The organism is Sphingomonas abaci (assembly GCF_014199625.1).
Lineage (GTDB): Bacteria > Pseudomonadota > Alphaproteobacteria > Sphingomonadales > Sphingomonadaceae > Sphingomonas > Sphingomonas abaci.
Window position 1 is genome coordinate 475,930 of record NZ_JACHNY010000003.1, and the last position, 15,111, is coordinate 491,040.

Here is a 15,111-nt window from a genome sequence, read left to right on the forward strand (position 1 = left end):
ACCCCCCCCGCCGCCCCGGGGCGGATCAGCCGCCGGTGGTCAGGCGATAGGTCATGATGTTGCGATAGGTCTGGCCCGGGGCGAGGCGCGCCGACCCGAAATCGGGGTGGTTCGGCGTATCGGGAAAGATCTGCGGCTCGAACACCACCGCGTCGCCCTGGCGATAGAGGTTGCCGGACTTGCCCGCGATCGTGCCTGTCAGGAAATTGCCCGAGTAGAATTGCACGCCCGGCTGGTTCGACCACAATTCGAAGCCGCGGCCCGACACGGGATCGCTGACCCGCGCCATCAGATGCTGGTCCGGGGTGACGCTGCGGCCCACCACCCAATTATGGTCGTAACCCTTGCCGAACACGATCTGTTCGCTGCGCGCGTCACGGACCCGGTCGGCCACCGGATGCGGCGTGTGGAAGTCGAACGGCGTGCCCGCCACCGGCTGGAAGGTGCCGGTCGGGATCGCGGTCTTGTCGGTCGGCAGGAAGGTGTCGGCCGGGATGGTCAGCACATGGCCCATCGCGCCGGCCGGCGATCCCTCGCCGGCCAGGTTCCAATAGGCATGGTTGGTGATGTTGACGATCGTCGGCTTGTCCGTGGTGGCGCGGTATTCAATCGTCAGGTTGTTCTGCTCGTCGAGCGAATAGGTGGCGTCGACGGTCAGCGTGCCGGGATAGCCCATTTCGCCGTCGCGGCTGACGTGGCGCATCGTCACCGAGGCGGTCGGGCCGCTCTTGACGGAGGTGACCGTCCAGACCGCCTTGTCGAAGCCCTGCGGGCCGCCATGCAGCGTGTTGGGGCCGTCGTTCAGCGGCGCGCTATAGCTCTTGCCGTCCAGCGTGTAGCGGCCGGCCGCGATGCGGTTGGCGAAGCGGCCGACGGTGGCGCCGAAGAAGTTCGGGTTGGCGATATATTCGGCCACCGTATTGTGGCCGAGCTGGACGTCGGCGACCCGGCCCTGGCGATCGGGCATCAACAGCGACTGGAGCGCCGCGCCGTAGGCGATGACCCGCGCACTGACGCCTTTGGCGTTGGTCAGCGTCACCGCCGGCACGTCGCGCCCGTCGGGCATCGCGCCGAAGCTCGACCGCTTGGCGTCGGCGGCATAGGCGGCGGGGGCGGTCATCATCGCGGCGGCACATGCGGCAAGGGCCAATCTCTTCATCTCTCTCTCCTGCGGACACGCTCGCCTGCGGAGCGCCGGTCTCCGGCGATCCATATCGGGTGGCAGGGCGCTGGCCAAGCTATTGGTTGGACAAATAGCGTCGTCGACGGACAAAGCCGCCGATCCGAGCGGACCGGCGGCGCGCATCCTGCTGGAGACGGGCGGAAGGATCAGGCGAAGGCGACCCGGACCCGCGGCTGCGCCGCGCGACGCTGGCGCCGCATCGCCACCGCGATCGCGCCGAAGCCGGTCAGCATCAGGACCCAGGTGCCAGCCTCTGGCACCGCCGAAATGCCCTGGAACATTATCGTCACCATGCGCGTGCCCTTAACCGCGGCGGCGGGCGCGAAATAGGTCAGTGTGTCGCCGACCACCGACAGCGAGCCGCCGAACGTGTCGTAGGAGATGACGGCATGGTCGAAGAAGCCAGCAGTGTCGGCGGTGAAGGTCATCACGAAGCTCGACGCGCCCAGCAGCGACACGTCCGTGATGGTGAGCGCGTTGTTGAAGAAGGTGGCGGTGTTGGTGTTCGCCGCATCCGCGAAGCCGAACGCATTGCCATAGCGCGCCTCGACCGAACTGCCTGTCGCATTGGCATAGCCGCTGGGCACATAGCCCCGGCTATTGTCGAAGTAATTGTTGCTGTTCGCGCCGAAGCGGATCGCGCCGGTGACGTTGGTGGCGGCGTTGGCGGGTGCGGCAGCAACGGCGGCGGTCAGGGCGGCGGCGGCCAAGAAGTTGCGGATCGTCGTCATGATGGAGGTCCCCGTGGGCGCAGTGCTGCGCTGTTGAAGCGTAATTGCGCGTGTTGCGGCGACGCTTCAACAATCGCCTAGCGTTAACGGAGTGCCGGGCTGGAACGATGGTTGGTTAACGTGCGCAGCTTTGGAAACGGAGAAGGCGGTAACGTTTATTACCGGTCGTCAATCATGATCTTCAGCCATGGAGTCGGAGGCGTGACTGGAGGGCGACTTTGTCGACCTGACGTCGCCATCACAGCAACGGGCGGGATGGTTATGAGGGGGGGGCACAGGTCTGCGTCCGCCGGAGCATGCATCGGCGCGATCGCCAAGGTCCGGCGAACTCCGGACCCTGAGGCGCGTTTGTCGCGTTCCGCCACATTCCAACTGTTTGGCCGGAGCCGTGATGACCGACCCCAACCGCCCCTTGCGCCTCGGCTTCCCGGTCAAGGTGATGGGCCGCCCCGATCTGAAGACGCAGGACACGCGGCGCTGGCAGAAGAACCCGCATCTGAAATGCTCGCTCGAACTGCTCGACCCGGTGCTCGACTATCTCGCGGCGGAGCGGCTCGACATGTACCGGCTGTCGTCGGACATCGCACCCTATGCCACCCACCCGGACATGCCGCAGTTTCATGACATGGTGGCGGAAAGCGATGCGGAACTGCGCGCCTTCGGCGCCAAGGCGCGGGCGCTCGACATTCGCCTGTCCTTCCACCCGTCGCAATATATCCTGCTCAACGCCCCCGATGCCGGGCTGACGACGCGCAGCATCCGCGATCTCGCCAGCCAGTCGGAGATGCTCGACCGGATGGGGCTGGATGCGGAGGCGGTGGTCGTGACCCATGTCGGCGGGGTCTATGACGACCGCGAGGCGAGCCGCGCCCGCTGGATCAAGGGCTGGGAGCAATGCCCCGACCATGTTCGGGCCCGGCTGGTGCTGGAGAATGACGATCTGCGCTTCTCCGCCGCCGACGTGCTGTGGATCCATGAGCGAACGGGGGTGCGCTGCATCTTCGACTATCAGCATTTCTGGTGCCTGAACCCCGAGCGACTCGCCTTGCGCGACACGCTGGCGCGCTTCCTGGCGAGTTGGCCGGCAGGGGTGCGGCCGAAGATCCATTTCTCCTCCCCCCGCACCGAAATGCGCGAGGTGAAGCAGGCGATCTCCCCCAAGGAGCGCGAGGCCGCCAAGGCGGGCAAGAAGATCGGCGGCAAGGCGCTGCTCAAGGCGCCGGTCAAGCCCAATGCCCGTGTCCGCACGGTGCTGCGCCCCCCGGTGTGGACGGGGCATGCCGACTTCACCAACCCGTTCGAATTCGCCACCTTCATGCGGACGGCCGAGGGGCTGGATTTCGACGTGATGCTGGAGGGCAAGGCCAAGGACCTAAGCCTGTTGCGCCTGCGCGGCGACCTGGTGCGCTATGCGCCCGATGTAGCGGTGCGGTTCGGTCTGTCGGCGGACGATGCGGCGGCGCTGGCCGAGGACGAGGCGCTGGTCGAAGAAAATGCCGATGTCGAGCAGGACGCCGATGTGGATGAGGGGGTGGGCTGATCCCGCCACCTTGCTTTGGGGGCGCAAAGTTTTATATACCGGTCGTTATGGAAAAAGCCGTCTGCACCGCGCCTAAGGGCCGGCCGCGCGAGTTCTGCACGGAACAGGCGCTGGCCGCAGCGCTTCGCGTCTTCTGGAGCAAGGGCTATGAAGGCGCCTCGCTCACCGAGCTGACCGAGGCGATGGGCATCACCAAGCCCAGCCTCTACGCCGCGTTCGGCAATAAGGAAGCTTTGTTCCACAAGGCCTTGGACCTCTATGAGGCGGAGAAGCTCGACTATATGCGCACCGCGCTGGACCAGCCCAGCGCGCGCGGCGTGGTCGAGCATCTGCTGCGCGGCGCGGTCGAGATGCAGACCAGCCAGTGCGATCCCAAGGGCTGTATGGGCGTGATCCACATGACCGCCTGCGGCAGCGAGGCCGAGTCGATCAAGACCGATGTCATCGCCCGGCGCGCATCGTCGCAGGCGGCGCTGGTCGAGCGGCTGGAGCGGGCCAAGCGCGAGGGCGACCTGACCCCGGACGCCGATATCGATGGCCTGGTCCAGTATCTCTATGCCGTGTTGCAGGGCATGGCGGTGCAGGCCGGGTCTGGCGCGACCCGGGCCGAACTGGATCGGGTGATCGCGATCAGCCTGCAATGCTGGCCGAGCAAGTGATGGCGAACGCAGCGATTCGTCATACCGAACGCTAAAATACCGTTCGGTACACAAAGTCGTTGACGCCCGTGATTCGATCTTCTATACCATGCGGTATGGAAGGTGCTCCCGAACAAACGGGACGACGCACCGACCGCAAGTGAGCGTGTCGACCGCCGTCTGGCGATCGGCTTCTCCAGAATGATCATGGCAGGTGATGGTGCGCGCGCCGCTGGCGTCGCGGGCCTACCCTTGCCGCCGCGTACCGAATGACAGCCATGGCCCGGCGCCAGGGGTGAAGGCCCCGTCATGTCCAGGCCCGAACCAGGGAGACGAACATGGCCTATCTCGCTTTTTCCGAAGTCGGCGCCGCTGGTCTCGGCGAACCCGTCGCCGCGATCCCGACCGCGCCGCGCGCCGCGGCCGCCAGCCTCAGCGCGCTCGAATGGTCGGTGGTGGCGCTGGCGCGGGGCGACCGCATGTCGTCGCTGCGCACGCCCGGCCGCATCTCGATGGCGATGGGCGCGCTGTTCGGCGAGCGACCCAACCCGCGTCTCGCCGATCCGCGTCTGGAGGCGCTGCGCCGGATCGCCGTGCTAAGCTGGCATCATGGCTATACCGTGCCGTCGCATGCGGTGCGGGACTTCGTGGCGGCGGGTTTCACGCCGGCGCAGTATGAACTGATCGTCGACAGCATCGGTGTCACCCGCCGCGAGCCGCAGCAGGAGCGGCTGCGCGCATGATCCCGCTCGCGCTGCTCGACTGGTTGCGGCATCAGGCGATGCCGGCCGCCAAGGCCAAGGCGCCGCCTGCCGCCCGGCGTCAGTCCTTCTGCTCGCCCTGCGGGCCCGCATTGTTGCCATAACCTGCACCTGATTCTTCCTCGGGCGCTTCGACCGGCTGGTCCTGGTCCTTCTCGTGATCGGCCTTCGGCTGTTCGTCGGTCATGATCCGCTCCTTTGGCTGGGATGAGCGGTCAACGCGTGGTGGCCGCGCACGCTCCCGATCAGCCGAACAACTCGCCCTGCGGCCCGGCAGGCGGGCGGAACAGGTCGCCGCGTAGGCCGATCCGTTCGCGGTTCAGGCCATGCTTGCGGCAGGCGATCTGGAAGCGCGTCCGGAGCAGGTCCGCCCAGGGGCCGCTGCCCTTCATCCGGCTGTGGAAGTCCGGGTCGTTGTCGCGACCATTCCGCAGCGACCGGATGATCGCCATCACCTTGCTTGCGCGGTCGGGGAAATGTTCGTCGAGCCACGCCCGGAACAGCGGCGCGACCTCGTGCGGCAGTCGGACGGCCAGGAAGAAGGCATGCGCCGCGCCCGCCTCGGCGGCACGGGCGACCAGCGCCTCGACCTCATGGTCGGTGATCGCCGGAATGACCGGCGCGATCGAGACATAGACGGGGATGCCGGCCTCGGCCAGGCGCCGCACCGCCGCCAGCCGCCGCTCGGGATGCGGCGCGCGCGGCTCCAGCGTCGCCGCGAGCCGTGGGTCGAGCGAGGTGATCGACAGGCACACCGCCGCCAATCCTTTGGCCGCCATCGGAGCGAGCAGGTCGATGTCGCGGACCACCCGGTCCGACTTGGTGGTGATCGTCACCGGATGGCCGGTCTCCGCCAGCACCTCCAGCACGCCGCGGGTGATCCGCCAGTCGCGCTCGATTGGCTGATAGGGATCGGTGTTGGTACCGAGCGCCATCGGTTTCGGGACATAACCGGGCCGGCTTAGTTCCGCCCGCAGCAGCGCGGCGGCATCGGGCTTGGCGAACAGCCGGCTTTCGAAATCCAGGCCGGGCGACAGGTCGTGAAAGGCATGGCTGGGCCGGGCGAAGCAGTAGATGCAGCCATGCTCGCAGCCGCGATACGGATTGATCGAGCGGTCGAACGGGATGTCGGGCGAGGCGTTGCGGCTGATGATCGTGCGCGGACGCTCGATCGTCACGCTGGTGCGCAGCGGCGGCGGCGGATCGTCAACCACGGGCTGCACGTCGCGCCAGTCGTCATCGATCGCCCGCGCCGGCAGGTTGAAGCGATCGCTTGCGCGGTTGTGAGTCGCTCCGCGGACCGGACGAGTCTTGGCCATGGCAAGACCATGCCCGGATTCCGGGAACACATCAAGAACATGGGACTCCCTCCGAGAAGGGCGGTCCCCCTGTCGACGATCAGCCGAACACGAGCTGGGTCGAGCGGCGGCGATAGCGGGTGGCACCCGCGACCATGGAGAAGCCGAGCAGCATCAGCATCCAGACCGACGGCTCGGGCACGCTGAACACGATATTGTCGACCTCCAGCGAATTGCCGCCGCTCTTGAAGCGGATGCCGCCGATCAGCGGATCGTTGGGGTCGACCGTGACGGTGACGCGGCGGTTGGTGTTCGCCTGCTCCATATTGCCATTGGCGGTGGTGGTGAACTCACTGCCGGTGTAGCTGGCGAGCAGCGCCCCCGTGGTGCCGATCAGCTCGACGCTGTTGTAGCTGTCGATCGAGCCGATGAAGAAGCTGACCGACGAATAGCCGGTATCGGTCAGCAGGCTGGCGACGCCGTCCTTGCGGACCGACAGATAGGCGCTGCCGTCGCTATAGCCGGGCGTTGCGCCGTCGGCGCTGTTGCCGCTCAGGATACCGGCGCGGTCCAGCAGCAGGGTCACGCCGTCCGGCAGTTCGGTGTCGAAGCTGATGGCGAGGTCGCTGGCGGGCGCGGCGAAGCCGGCGGCGCTGCCAAGCGTGCTGGTGAGCGTCACCGCGGCCTGCGACGGGGTGGCGAGGGCGAGGAACGGAACGGCGGCCAGGGACAGCCGGGCAAATCGGGTCATGGGTGATCCTTTGGATGAAGGCGCAAGAACGCTCGTCACGATCCTCCCGGACGATGGTCGCGGGTCGCCGGCGCGATGCGGAGGGACGCAAACCGCCATCGATCCCGGCGTGCACCGGGCATCGAACGGGGTCGTCCCGGTCGCGATGGCCGGTCGCCTGAAACCTTATCTAGTGGCTTTATAGAGGTATGGCAGTGACCCGGTCGGCCGGGGCCCGGTATTTCTCCACGCCGGCCGAACGTCCCGATATGGGGCGGCCATGTGTTAAGCATCTTTGCGGCTGGGCGTAATCGTAAAGAAGGCGTTAACATCTGGCCATGAAACGTCGCCTCGTCCTCACCGCCGAATCGGCCCGTCACCCTTTCCGCCGGTCGCTGCCGCCGCCGCCGGTCATGTCGGAGGTCGACGACCAGGATCGCGACTGGAAGCTGTTCGTGCTCAGCTTCGTCGCCTTCTTCACCTGCTTCTACAGCTTCATCTTCTGAGGGGCGCGGCTCCGCGCCGGATCGGTCGCAGGCCCGTTCAGTCGCAGGCCCGGTGCAGCTTCTGCGCCAGCCATGCGGAGACCAGGCACATGCCGGCGACCAGGAACAGCATGTTCTGCGGCGTCACGCCCATGGCGGTGATGCCGAGCACCGCGATCGAGCCCAGCGTCATCGCGCCGGCATTGACGACATTGTTCGCCGCCACCGTTCGCGCGGTTTGGTCCTTCTCCACCGTGGTGGTGAGGAAGGCGTAGAGCGGCACCACGAACATGCCGCCGGTCACCGCGATGGCCAGCAGCACCAGCATCACGAGGATCGCCCCCGGCTGCGCGGCGAATTCGCTCAGGCTGTAATAATGGCCCGCCGGCGCCGCCGGCCAGTGGCGCACCACCAGCGAGAACAGCACCACGAACACGCCCATCCCGATCACCGACACGGGCGAATAGCGCGCCGAAATCCGGCCCTTCAGCATGGTGTTGATGACCACCGAACCGATCGCCACCCCGACCGAGAAGATCGCGATCGCCGCGCTCGCCACCCGCTCGTCGGCAGTCAGCACGTTCTTGACCAGCGGCGGGAAGATGATGATCAGCACCGCGCCGATGGTCCAGAAGAAGCTGATCGCGCAGATCGCCAGGAACAGGCGCGGGATGTGCAGCGTCGCCGTAATCAGCCGCCAGGACGAGGTCAGGGGATTGTAGTTGATGACCAGGGGGGGGCCGACCCGGGGCGCGGGGGGCACCTGGCGGCCGATCAGCCAGCCGAGCGCCGCCAGCCCCAACACCAGCACCGCCGCCCCGTCGATCGAGATCCAGCCGGCCACCACGGTGCCGAGCAGCACGGCGATGTAGGTGCCCGCCTCGACCAGGCCGGTGCCGCCCAGCACGTCGCCCGGCGGCAGATGCTGGGGCAGGATCGCATATTTGATCGGCCCGAAGAATGTCGAATGGGTGCCGAGCAGCAGCACCGCCAGCAGCATCAGAGCGATGCCAGTCTGCGTATAGCCGGCCTTGGCCAGCATCAGCCCGCCCGCGCCGATCGCCATGATGCCGATCTCGGCGGTCTTCACGATCCGTATGATCCGCGCCTTGTCGTGGCTGTCGGCGAGCTGGCCCGCCAACGCGGAGAGCAGGAAGAAGGGCAGGATCGCGATGCCGGTCGCCAGCGCGTTGAAATTCGCCTCCTTGCCGGGGTCGTTGAACACCGCATAGGTGGCGAACAGCACCATCGACGTCTTGAACAGATTGTCGTTGAAGGCACCGAGGAACTGGGTCGTGAACAGGGGGAGGAAGCGGCGCTGCTTCAGCAACCCCATGGCATTGATCATGTCGACAAAGCGTCCCGGCCGTTGCTGGTCCGGCCGGTCTAGCCGAGCGGATCGCGTTCCGCCAATCCTTTAACCCCCGCCCGGCACCCGGCAGGCCGCCGCTTTCCGGTTTCCGATCGCGTTCCCGCACGATAAGGGAGAGCGGGTGTTGAGTTTGCCCAACCTGTTGACCCTGTCGCGAATCGTCGCGGTGCCGCTGCTCGTCGGGCTGCTCTGGTGGCCGCAATGGCCGCTGGGCTATGCCATCGCCTTCGCGCTCTACTGCCTGATGGGCATCACCGACTATTTCGATGGCTATCTGGCGCGCGCCAATGGCGCGGTGTCGCGGCTGGGCATCTTCCTTGATCCCATCGCGGACAAGATCATGGTCGCGGCGGTGATCCTGATGCTGGTCGGCACGCACGACATCGCCGGGCTGCACATGATCGCCGCGCTGGTCATCCTGCTGCGCGAGATCGCCGTGTCGGGCCTGCGCGAGTTCCTGGCGCCGCTCCATGTTTCGATGCCGGTGTCGAAGCTCGCCAAGTGGAAGACGACGCTGCAACTGGTCGCGCTCGGCGCGCTGATCCTGGGCGGGGCGGTCCCGTCGGCGCCGTGGATCCACGGCGTCGGCCTGGCCAGCCTGTGGGGCGCGGCGGTGCTGACCGCGATCACCGGCTATGACTATCTGCGGGTCGGCCTGAGGCATATGGACTGATGGAGCTGCTCTATTTCGCCTGGGTGCGCGAGACGGTGGGGCTTGGCCACCAGCAGGTCACGCCGCCCGATCATGTCGCCACCGTCGCCGACCTGCTCGACTGGCTGGCGGCGGACAGCGACGCGCATCGCGCCGCCTTTGCCGACCGGGCGCGGCTGCGCGCGGCGGTGGACCAGCAGTTCTTGCCGCTCGACGCGTCCGTGGCCGGCGCGCGCGAGGTGGCGATCTTCCCGCCGGTGACGGGCGGATGATCCGCATCCGGGTCGAGCCCGCACCGATCGACGTGGCAGCCGAGATGGCGCTCGCGGAGGCTGGTGAGGCCGGGGCGGTCGCGACCTTCACCGGTCTGGTCCGCGCCGACGACGGCGTCGAGACGCTGGAACTGGAACATTATCCCGGCGCCACCCAGGCGGCGCTGCACGCCCTTGCCGAACAGGCAATGGGGCGATGGGGCCTGCACGCGGCGACCGTCGTCCACAGGGTCGGGCCGATGCGCGCCGGTGAACGGATCGTGTTCGTGGCGGCGGCGGCGGCGCATCGCGCGGCGGCCCTGGACGCCTGCGCCTATCTGATCGATCGGTTGAAGACCGACGCGCCCTTCTGGAAGCGCGAGGTGCGCGCTGGCGTCGCGACCTGGGTCGAGGCGCGACAAGGCGACGAGGCGGCGGCCGCGCGCTGGTCGATCTAGCGGATGCCGTGGCCGCACCGGCGGAAAACCGGTGCGGCCGGGGCGATCAGCCAAGCTTGGGCAGGCTGATGCCGTTGGTCACATGGATGACGCCGTTCGACTCGCGCAGGTCGGGCGTGTCGATATAGCTCTTGTTGTTGACCGCATCGGTCAGCAGCACGTTGCCATTCTCCAGCGTCGCGGTGATCGGCTGGCCGGACAGCGTGGTCAGCGTCGCACGGCCGCCGCCGGCGGTGATCGCCGCCTTGATCTGGTCGACGGTCATCGCGCCGTTGATGATGTGGTTCTTCAGGATCGTCGTCAGGCTTGCGACGTTGGCGGGCGCCAGGAAGGCGTCCATCGTGCCCGGCGGCAGGCGGCCGAACGCCTCATCGGTCGGGGCGAGCAGCGTATAGGGGCCGGGGCCGGATAGCAGCGACTCCAGCTTCGCCGCGCGCACCAGGCGGAGCAGTGCGCTGTGGTTGGCCAGCGTCGGCAGCGCGGCGGCGATCGTCGTCGTCGCGGCCGGCGCGGCCGGCGCAGCCTGGCCCGGCGCGGCGGCCGGTGCGGCGGCCGGTGCGGCGGCCGGTGCGGCGGCGGTCGGGGCCGTCGTCGGCGCTGTAGTCGGCTGGGCGGGGGCCGCCTGCTGTGCCTGGGCGGGCAGCGCGGACGCCGTGGCCACGGTCAGTGCAAGCAAGGTCGGATATCGCATTCTCTTCTCCGGCGCTGTGGAAAATATATCCTATCACCGCCTGAGCCGCCTTATGGTTCCCAAGCGACGATCCGCGCCGTCGCCGGGACGGGCTGCGCGATCAGGGCAGGGACGCCGGCAGCCGGGGGGCCAGAAAGCCGTTGGTGAGCAGCAGCACGCCGTTCGGCCGGACGACCTCGCCGGTCACGAAGGCGTGGTCGCCATCGGCATTGGTCAGCACCGGCACGTCGCCCGTCAGCGTCACCACCACCGGCTCGCCCGCCAGAGTCGCTAGTTCGGCGGTGCCGCCGCCGGCCGTCACGCGGCGGCGCAGCTCCGCCCGGTCGATCGCCCCCTCGACCAGGTGATAGTCGACCAGCCGCACCAGCAGCGCGTGATTGTCCGGGGCGAGCAGCGACTCCGGCACGTCGGGCGCGAGCCGGCCATAGGCCTCGTCGGTCATCGCGATCACCGTCACCGCCTGCGCCGCGGCGAGGCGGGGCGTACCGCTCGCGCGGATGCCCGCCGCGAAATGAAGCAGCGTCGGCGTGGCGGCGACCTCCTGCGCCAGCGACCTTCGCTCGGGTGCGGCCGGCAGGGCGGTCGCGGCGACCGGCGACGCAGTCGGAGCGACGCAGCCGGCCATCGCCAGCGCCAGCGATAGGGCAGCGGCAGGGGCGGCGGGACGCATCAGAAGGTGGCCGCCAGCACGTCGGCCATCAGCCGGAAGTCGGGTTCGCGCGGCGAGGCGCGTCGCCACACCAGCGCGATCCGGCGCACCGCATGGTCGGCGGCGAGCGGCCGGGCGACGATGCTGGTATGCTCCAATATGCCCGCCTGGATCGCCATCTCGGGCAGGATCGTCAGCCCCAGCCCGTTGTCGACCATCTGCACCACGGTATGGAGCGAGGTGCCCATCATCGTTGCCTCGGCGCGCAGTTCCGGGCGGTTGCAGGCGGCCAGCGCATGGTCCTTCAGGCAGTGCCCGTCCTCCAGCATCAGCAGGCGCGTCTCGTCGATATCGGCCGCCGGGTAGACGGCGGGCGGCGGTTCGGTGCCCGATTGCTGGAAGGCGACGAACAGCCGGTCGTCGAACAGGGGTGCGCTCGCCACCTCGCCACAAGCATAGGGCAGGGCGAGCAGCACGCAGTCGGTTCGGCCATTGTGCAGGCCGTCGCAGGCCGCCGCGCTCGGCTCCTCGCGCAGGAACAGCTTCAGCTCCGGATAATCCTGGCGCAGGCGCGGCAGCATGCGCGGCAGGATGAAGGGCGCGATGGTCGGGATCACGCTCATCCGCATCTCGCCGGTCAGCGGCCGGCCGGCGGCGCGGGCCAGGTCACCCAGCTCTTCCGCCTCGCGCAGCACGCGCCGCGCCTTTTCGACGAATCGCTCCCCCATCGGCGTGAACCGGACGACGCGGCGCGTCCGTTCGACCAGGGTCACGCCGATCAGCGATTCGAGGTCGCGCAACCCCGCGGACAGGGTGGACTGCGTGACGAAACAGGCGTCCGCCGCCCGGCCGAAATGGCCATGGTCGTGCAATGCCACCAGATATTGGAGCTGCTTGAGCGTCGGCAGATAGGTTGCGGCCATGGATGCGGCCTATCTCACCCGGCGAGCGCGCGCCACAGTCCGAACAGGCTGGTGACGATCAATATCACGCCGACCATGATCAGCAGCGTGCGCGCCGGCACCTTCTTGGCCAGCATCGCCCCGAACGGGGCGGCCGCGACGCCCCCGATCAGCAGGCCCAGCGTCGCCACCGTCACCGCCGCCCAGCCGAGCTGCGCGATGAAGGTCGCGGAGATGGTCGCGGTCAGGAAGAATTCGGCGGTGTTGACGGTGCCGATCGTGGTGCGCGGCATGGCGCCCTGGACCAGCAGGTTGGAGGTCACCACCGGTCCCCAGCCGCCACCGCCCGCCGCGTCCAGGAAGCCGCCGGCCAGACCCAGCGGCTCGACGATCTTCGGCTCCTTGGCCTGGGGCGGGTGGCGCAGCGCCCGGAACAGCAGATAGACGCCGATCCCCGACAGATAGGCGAGGATGAACGGCTTGGCGGTGGCCGCCGAGATGTTCGACAGGACATAGGCGCCCAGCACCCCGCCGATCACGCCCGGGATCATCAGCCGCAGGAACAGCCGCCAATTGACGTTGCGATGCAGGACATGGCTGATCCCGGAGACGGCGGTGGTGAAGGTCTCGACCGTATGCACGCCGGCCGAGGCGGCGGCGGGCGGCACGCCGATCCAGAGCAGCGCGGTATTGGAGATCACCCCGAACGCCATGCCGAGCGCGCCATCGACGACCTGGGCGGCGAAACCGATCAGGATGAAAGGCCAGATCTGGGTAAAGTCGAACGTCGCTAGGTCGGGCATGAAGATCCTTTCGCCTCCCCAACCTGCCGCGCCCCGCGAATATCCACAAGGTAGATAGACTTTAGACGACCGTTCCCGTGGCGGTGCGGCTGCTGGTAATCATGGTTCCCACCGCCTAGATCATGCGTTCGAACGGGGTTGATGCGCCGGTCGCGGCGACAAGGGGATTATCATGCCAAATCGTCTGGCATCCTATATCGATTCGATCCGGGCGCGCGATCCCGCGCCGCATAGCCGGCTGGAGATCCTGACCTATCCGGGCGTCTGGGCGCTGGCCGGCCACCGGATCGCGCATCGGCTGTACAAGGCGCGCTTCTTCCTGCTTGCCCGGATCGTCAACCACTGGACCCGGGCCTGGACCGCGATCGACATCCATCCCGGCGCGAAGATCGGACGCAACTTCTTCATCGACCACGGATTTGTCGTCATCGGCGAAACCGCGGAGATCGGCGACGACGTGACCATCTACCAATGCGTGACGCTGGGCGGCACCAGCCCGGACAATGGCGTCGCCGGCAAGCGACACCCGACCGTGATGAACGGTGCGATCATCGGATCGGGCGCGCAGGTGCTGGGCCCGATCACGCTCGGGCCCCGCTCGCGGGTCGGCGCCAATGCGGTGGTGACGCGCGACGTGCCGGAGGGCGCGGTGATGGTCGGTATCCCGGCGCGCCCGACGATGGTCGAGGGCGGACAACAAGCGCCGCGCTTCGTTCCCTATGGCACGCCGTGCTCCGAGACGTTCGACCCGGTGACGCAGCGCACCGAACTGCTCCGCTGCGAGGTCGAGCAGCTCCGCCGCCGCCTCGACGCCTTGCTCGCCGACCAGCAGGGCGGGGACGAGCGCGATCGGGCCTGATGGGGGTCGTACCCTTCCCGCTGACCGGCGCCGGCCAGGTCGGATTCGAACGGGCCGAGTTGACCCGCATCCTGGACCTGTACGGTCGGATGGTCGCGGCGGGCCATTGGCGCGATTATGCGCTGGAGCTGGGGCGCGACGCGGCGGTCTTCTCCGCCTTTCGCCGCACCGCCGAGCGGCCCGAGGTGCGGATCGAGAAGCGGCCGGCCCTGCGCAACCGCCAGGGCATGTGGGCGCTGATCGGCGAAGCGGGTGCGGTGCTGAAGCGCGGGCACGAGCTTGGCCCGGTGCTGGCGCCGGTGGAGCGCCGGCTGATGAAGCTGGTGGACGGCGATTGACCGATGGCCCGCCCGGCGAAGGGCGGCGCGCGCCGGCAGCCGTCACCGGATAAAAAGCTGAATGGTTTGAATGCGATGAGTGCCGATGTAGAAGCGCCTCATGTGCCGATCCGAGCGCCGATCATGAGGCGCGACGCCCAAGTTCGCCGCGACGCCCTCCTGGATGCCGCAATGATCTGCTTCCGTCAGTCGGGCTATGGCATCGCGCTGGAGGATGTCGCGGCGGCGGCCGGAGTGGGGCGGGGTACGCTCTACCGCAACTTCAAGGACCGGATGGCGCTGGTGCTGGCGGTGTTCGAGCGCGAGCTGCGGCGGATCGGCGAGCGGCTCGACCCGACGGGATCGCTGGACCAGGCGATCGCCACCATCGCGCTGGACGGGGCGGCGACCACGGCGCTGTTCCACCGGCTGGCGCTCGACCTGCCGCTCGATCCCGGGAACCGCCGTCACTTCGAGGCGCTGGCCGAACGGATGGCGGAGATGCTGCAACCGATCGTCGACCGCGCGCATGCGACGGGGCGGCTCGATCCGGCGATCGGGGCGCGACAGGTGGTGCTGGTCGTCCGCATGATCAGCAACATCCTCCTCAAACATCAATCGCCCGAGGAGAAGCAGGCGGTGCTGGCGGAGTTGCTGGCGCTGCTCGACCATGGGCTGTTGCCGCGTCCGGTGAGCTAGAGCGTTTTCCGATCAGTCTGCATCGTATCCGGCTTTGGCGAAGTAGTTGGCACACTCCTGTGGCGAGTACAGGTCGAGGATGTGGCCGATGG

20 protein-coding genes are annotated in these 15,111 nt (G+C 68.0%); 10 read left to right on the forward strand and 10 right to left on the reverse strand.

The window, feature by feature from the left end; all coding sequences use genetic code 11:
- Window positions 1-25: 25 nt before the first annotated feature.
- Window positions 26-1,159 carry an aldose epimerase family protein gene (locus GGQ96_RS09890; protein WP_184114105.1) on the reverse strand — a complete coding sequence of 378 codons (1,134 nt, stop codon included), beginning with the start codon at window positions 1,157-1,159 and terminating at the stop codon, window positions 26-28.
- 170 nt (window positions 1,160-1,329) lie between these two features.
- Window positions 1,330-1,914: a PEP-CTERM sorting domain-containing protein gene (locus GGQ96_RS09895; RefSeq protein WP_184114107.1), complete on the reverse strand. Its 585-nt coding sequence runs from the start codon at window positions 1,912-1,914 to the stop codon at window positions 1,330-1,332.
- Window positions 1,915-2,305: 391 nt separating this feature from the next.
- On the opposite strand from GGQ96_RS09895, the gene uvsE reads away from it, so the two are divergent.
- From uvsE to GGQ96_RS09910, 3 genes are all read left to right on the forward strand, one after another.
- Window positions 2,306-3,454 carry a UV DNA damage repair endonuclease UvsE gene (gene uvsE, locus GGQ96_RS09900; protein WP_184114109.1) on the forward strand — a complete coding sequence of 383 codons (1,149 nt, stop codon included), beginning with the start codon at window positions 2,306-2,308 and terminating at the stop codon, window positions 3,452-3,454.
- A 47-nt stretch (window positions 3,455-3,501) separates the two neighbouring features.
- Window positions 3,502-4,113, forward strand: a complete 612-nt coding sequence (locus tag GGQ96_RS09905) for a TetR/AcrR family transcriptional regulator (protein WP_184114111.1) — start codon at window positions 3,502-3,504, stop codon at window positions 4,111-4,113.
- A gap of 317 nt (window positions 4,114-4,430) precedes the next feature.
- Complete coding sequence (locus GGQ96_RS09910) at window positions 4,431-4,835, forward strand: hypothetical protein (protein WP_184114113.1); 405 nt, start codon at window positions 4,431-4,433, stop codon at window positions 4,833-4,835.
- A gap of 79 nt (window positions 4,836-4,914) precedes the next feature.
- Here the strand turns inward: GGQ96_RS09910 and GGQ96_RS21660 are convergent, their stop codons facing one another.
- The 3 genes from GGQ96_RS21660 to GGQ96_RS09920 form a co-directional block, all read right to left on the reverse strand.
- Window positions 4,915-5,040: a hypothetical protein gene (locus tag GGQ96_RS21660; protein ID WP_281392635.1), complete on the reverse strand. Its 126-nt coding sequence runs from the start codon at window positions 5,038-5,040 to the stop codon at window positions 4,915-4,917.
- A gap of 58 nt (window positions 5,041-5,098) precedes the next feature.
- A complete protein-coding gene (locus tag GGQ96_RS09915; protein ID WP_184114114.1) occupies window positions 5,099-6,172 on the reverse strand; it encodes a PA0069 family radical SAM protein in 1,074 nt (357 codons plus the stop codon).
- A gap of 79 nt (window positions 6,173-6,251) precedes the next feature.
- A complete protein-coding gene (locus GGQ96_RS09920; RefSeq protein WP_184114116.1) occupies window positions 6,252-6,902 on the reverse strand; it encodes an Npun_F0296 family exosortase-dependent surface protein in 651 nt (216 codons plus the stop codon).
- A 317-nt stretch (window positions 6,903-7,219) separates the two neighbouring features.
- Between GGQ96_RS09920 and GGQ96_RS09925 the strand changes: the two genes are divergently transcribed.
- Window positions 7,220-7,387 (forward strand): hypothetical protein, encoded by a 168-nt coding sequence (locus tag GGQ96_RS09925; protein ID WP_184114118.1) that lies wholly within the window; start codon window positions 7,220-7,222, stop codon window positions 7,385-7,387.
- Between the two features lie 37 nt (window positions 7,388-7,424).
- Here GGQ96_RS09925 and GGQ96_RS09930 read toward each other — a convergent pair whose 3' ends face one another.
- The gene (locus GGQ96_RS09930) at window positions 7,425-8,714 is read right to left on the reverse strand and encodes an MFS transporter (protein ID WP_184114120.1); all 1,290 of its coding nucleotides are present in this window, start codon (window positions 8,712-8,714) and stop codon (window positions 7,425-7,427) included.
- Window positions 8,715-8,859: 145 nt separating this feature from the next.
- Here GGQ96_RS09930 and pgsA point away from each other — a divergent pair, with 145 nt between their 5' ends.
- The 3 genes from pgsA to GGQ96_RS09945 are packed head-to-tail and all read left to right on the forward strand — an operon-like array spanning window position 8,860 to window position 10,099.
- Window positions 8,860-9,411: a CDP-diacylglycerol--glycerol-3-phosphate 3-phosphatidyltransferase gene (gene pgsA / locus GGQ96_RS09935; protein ID WP_184114122.1), complete on the forward strand. Its 552-nt coding sequence runs from the start codon at window positions 8,860-8,862 to the stop codon at window positions 9,409-9,411.
- Window positions 9,411-9,662: a molybdopterin converting factor subunit 1 gene (gene moaD, locus GGQ96_RS09940; RefSeq protein WP_184114124.1), complete on the forward strand. Its 252-nt coding sequence runs from the start codon at window positions 9,411-9,413 to the stop codon at window positions 9,660-9,662. The genes pgsA and moaD overlap by 1 nt, the downstream gene beginning before the upstream one ends.
- On the forward strand, window positions 9,659-10,099 hold the full coding sequence (locus tag GGQ96_RS09945) for a molybdenum cofactor biosynthesis protein MoaE (protein ID WP_184114126.1): 441 nt from the start codon (window positions 9,659-9,661) through the stop codon (window positions 10,097-10,099). Before moaD ends, GGQ96_RS09945 begins: the two co-directional genes overlap by 4 nt.
- A 46-nt stretch (window positions 10,100-10,145) precedes the next feature.
- Here the strand turns inward: GGQ96_RS09945 and GGQ96_RS09950 are convergent, their stop codons facing one another.
- The 4 genes from GGQ96_RS09950 to GGQ96_RS09965 all read right to left on the reverse strand — a co-directional run bounded on the left by GGQ96_RS09950 (window position 10,146) and on the right by GGQ96_RS09965 (window position 13,144).
- Window positions 10,146-10,790: a fasciclin domain-containing protein gene (locus GGQ96_RS09950; protein WP_184114128.1), complete on the reverse strand. Its 645-nt coding sequence runs from the start codon at window positions 10,788-10,790 to the stop codon at window positions 10,146-10,148.
- 100 nt (window positions 10,791-10,890) lie between these two features.
- Window positions 10,891-11,460 (reverse strand): fasciclin domain-containing protein, encoded by a 570-nt coding sequence (locus GGQ96_RS09955; RefSeq protein ID WP_184114130.1) that lies wholly within the window; start codon window positions 11,458-11,460, stop codon window positions 10,891-10,893.
- Window positions 11,460-12,362: a hydrogen peroxide-inducible genes activator gene (locus tag GGQ96_RS09960; RefSeq protein WP_184114132.1), complete on the reverse strand. Its 903-nt coding sequence runs from the start codon at window positions 12,360-12,362 to the stop codon at window positions 11,460-11,462. Before GGQ96_RS09960 ends, GGQ96_RS09955 begins: the two co-directional genes overlap by 1 nt.
- Window positions 12,363-12,376: 14 nt before the next feature.
- Window positions 12,377-13,144: a sulfite exporter TauE/SafE family protein gene (locus tag GGQ96_RS09965; protein WP_184114134.1), complete on the reverse strand. Its 768-nt coding sequence runs from the start codon at window positions 13,142-13,144 to the stop codon at window positions 12,377-12,379.
- A 172-nt stretch (window positions 13,145-13,316) separates the two neighbouring features.
- Here GGQ96_RS09965 and epsC point away from each other — a divergent pair, with 172 nt between their 5' ends.
- The 3 genes from epsC to GGQ96_RS09980 all read left to right on the forward strand — a co-directional run bounded on the left by epsC (window position 13,317) and on the right by GGQ96_RS09980 (window position 15,019).
- A complete protein-coding gene (gene epsC, locus GGQ96_RS09970; RefSeq protein WP_184114136.1) occupies window positions 13,317-14,003 on the forward strand; it encodes a serine O-acetyltransferase EpsC in 687 nt (228 codons plus the stop codon).
- Entirely contained in the window at window positions 14,003-14,341 is a 339-nt protein-coding gene (locus tag GGQ96_RS09975; protein WP_184114138.1) for a DUF2794 domain-containing protein, read from the forward strand. Before epsC ends, GGQ96_RS09975 begins: the two co-directional genes overlap by 1 nt.
- Window positions 14,342-14,464: 123 nt before the next feature.
- Window positions 14,465-15,019: a TetR/AcrR family transcriptional regulator gene (locus GGQ96_RS09980; protein WP_281392636.1), complete on the forward strand. Its 555-nt coding sequence runs from the start codon at window positions 14,465-14,467 to the stop codon at window positions 15,017-15,019.
- Window positions 15,020-15,111 lie beyond the last annotated feature (92 nt).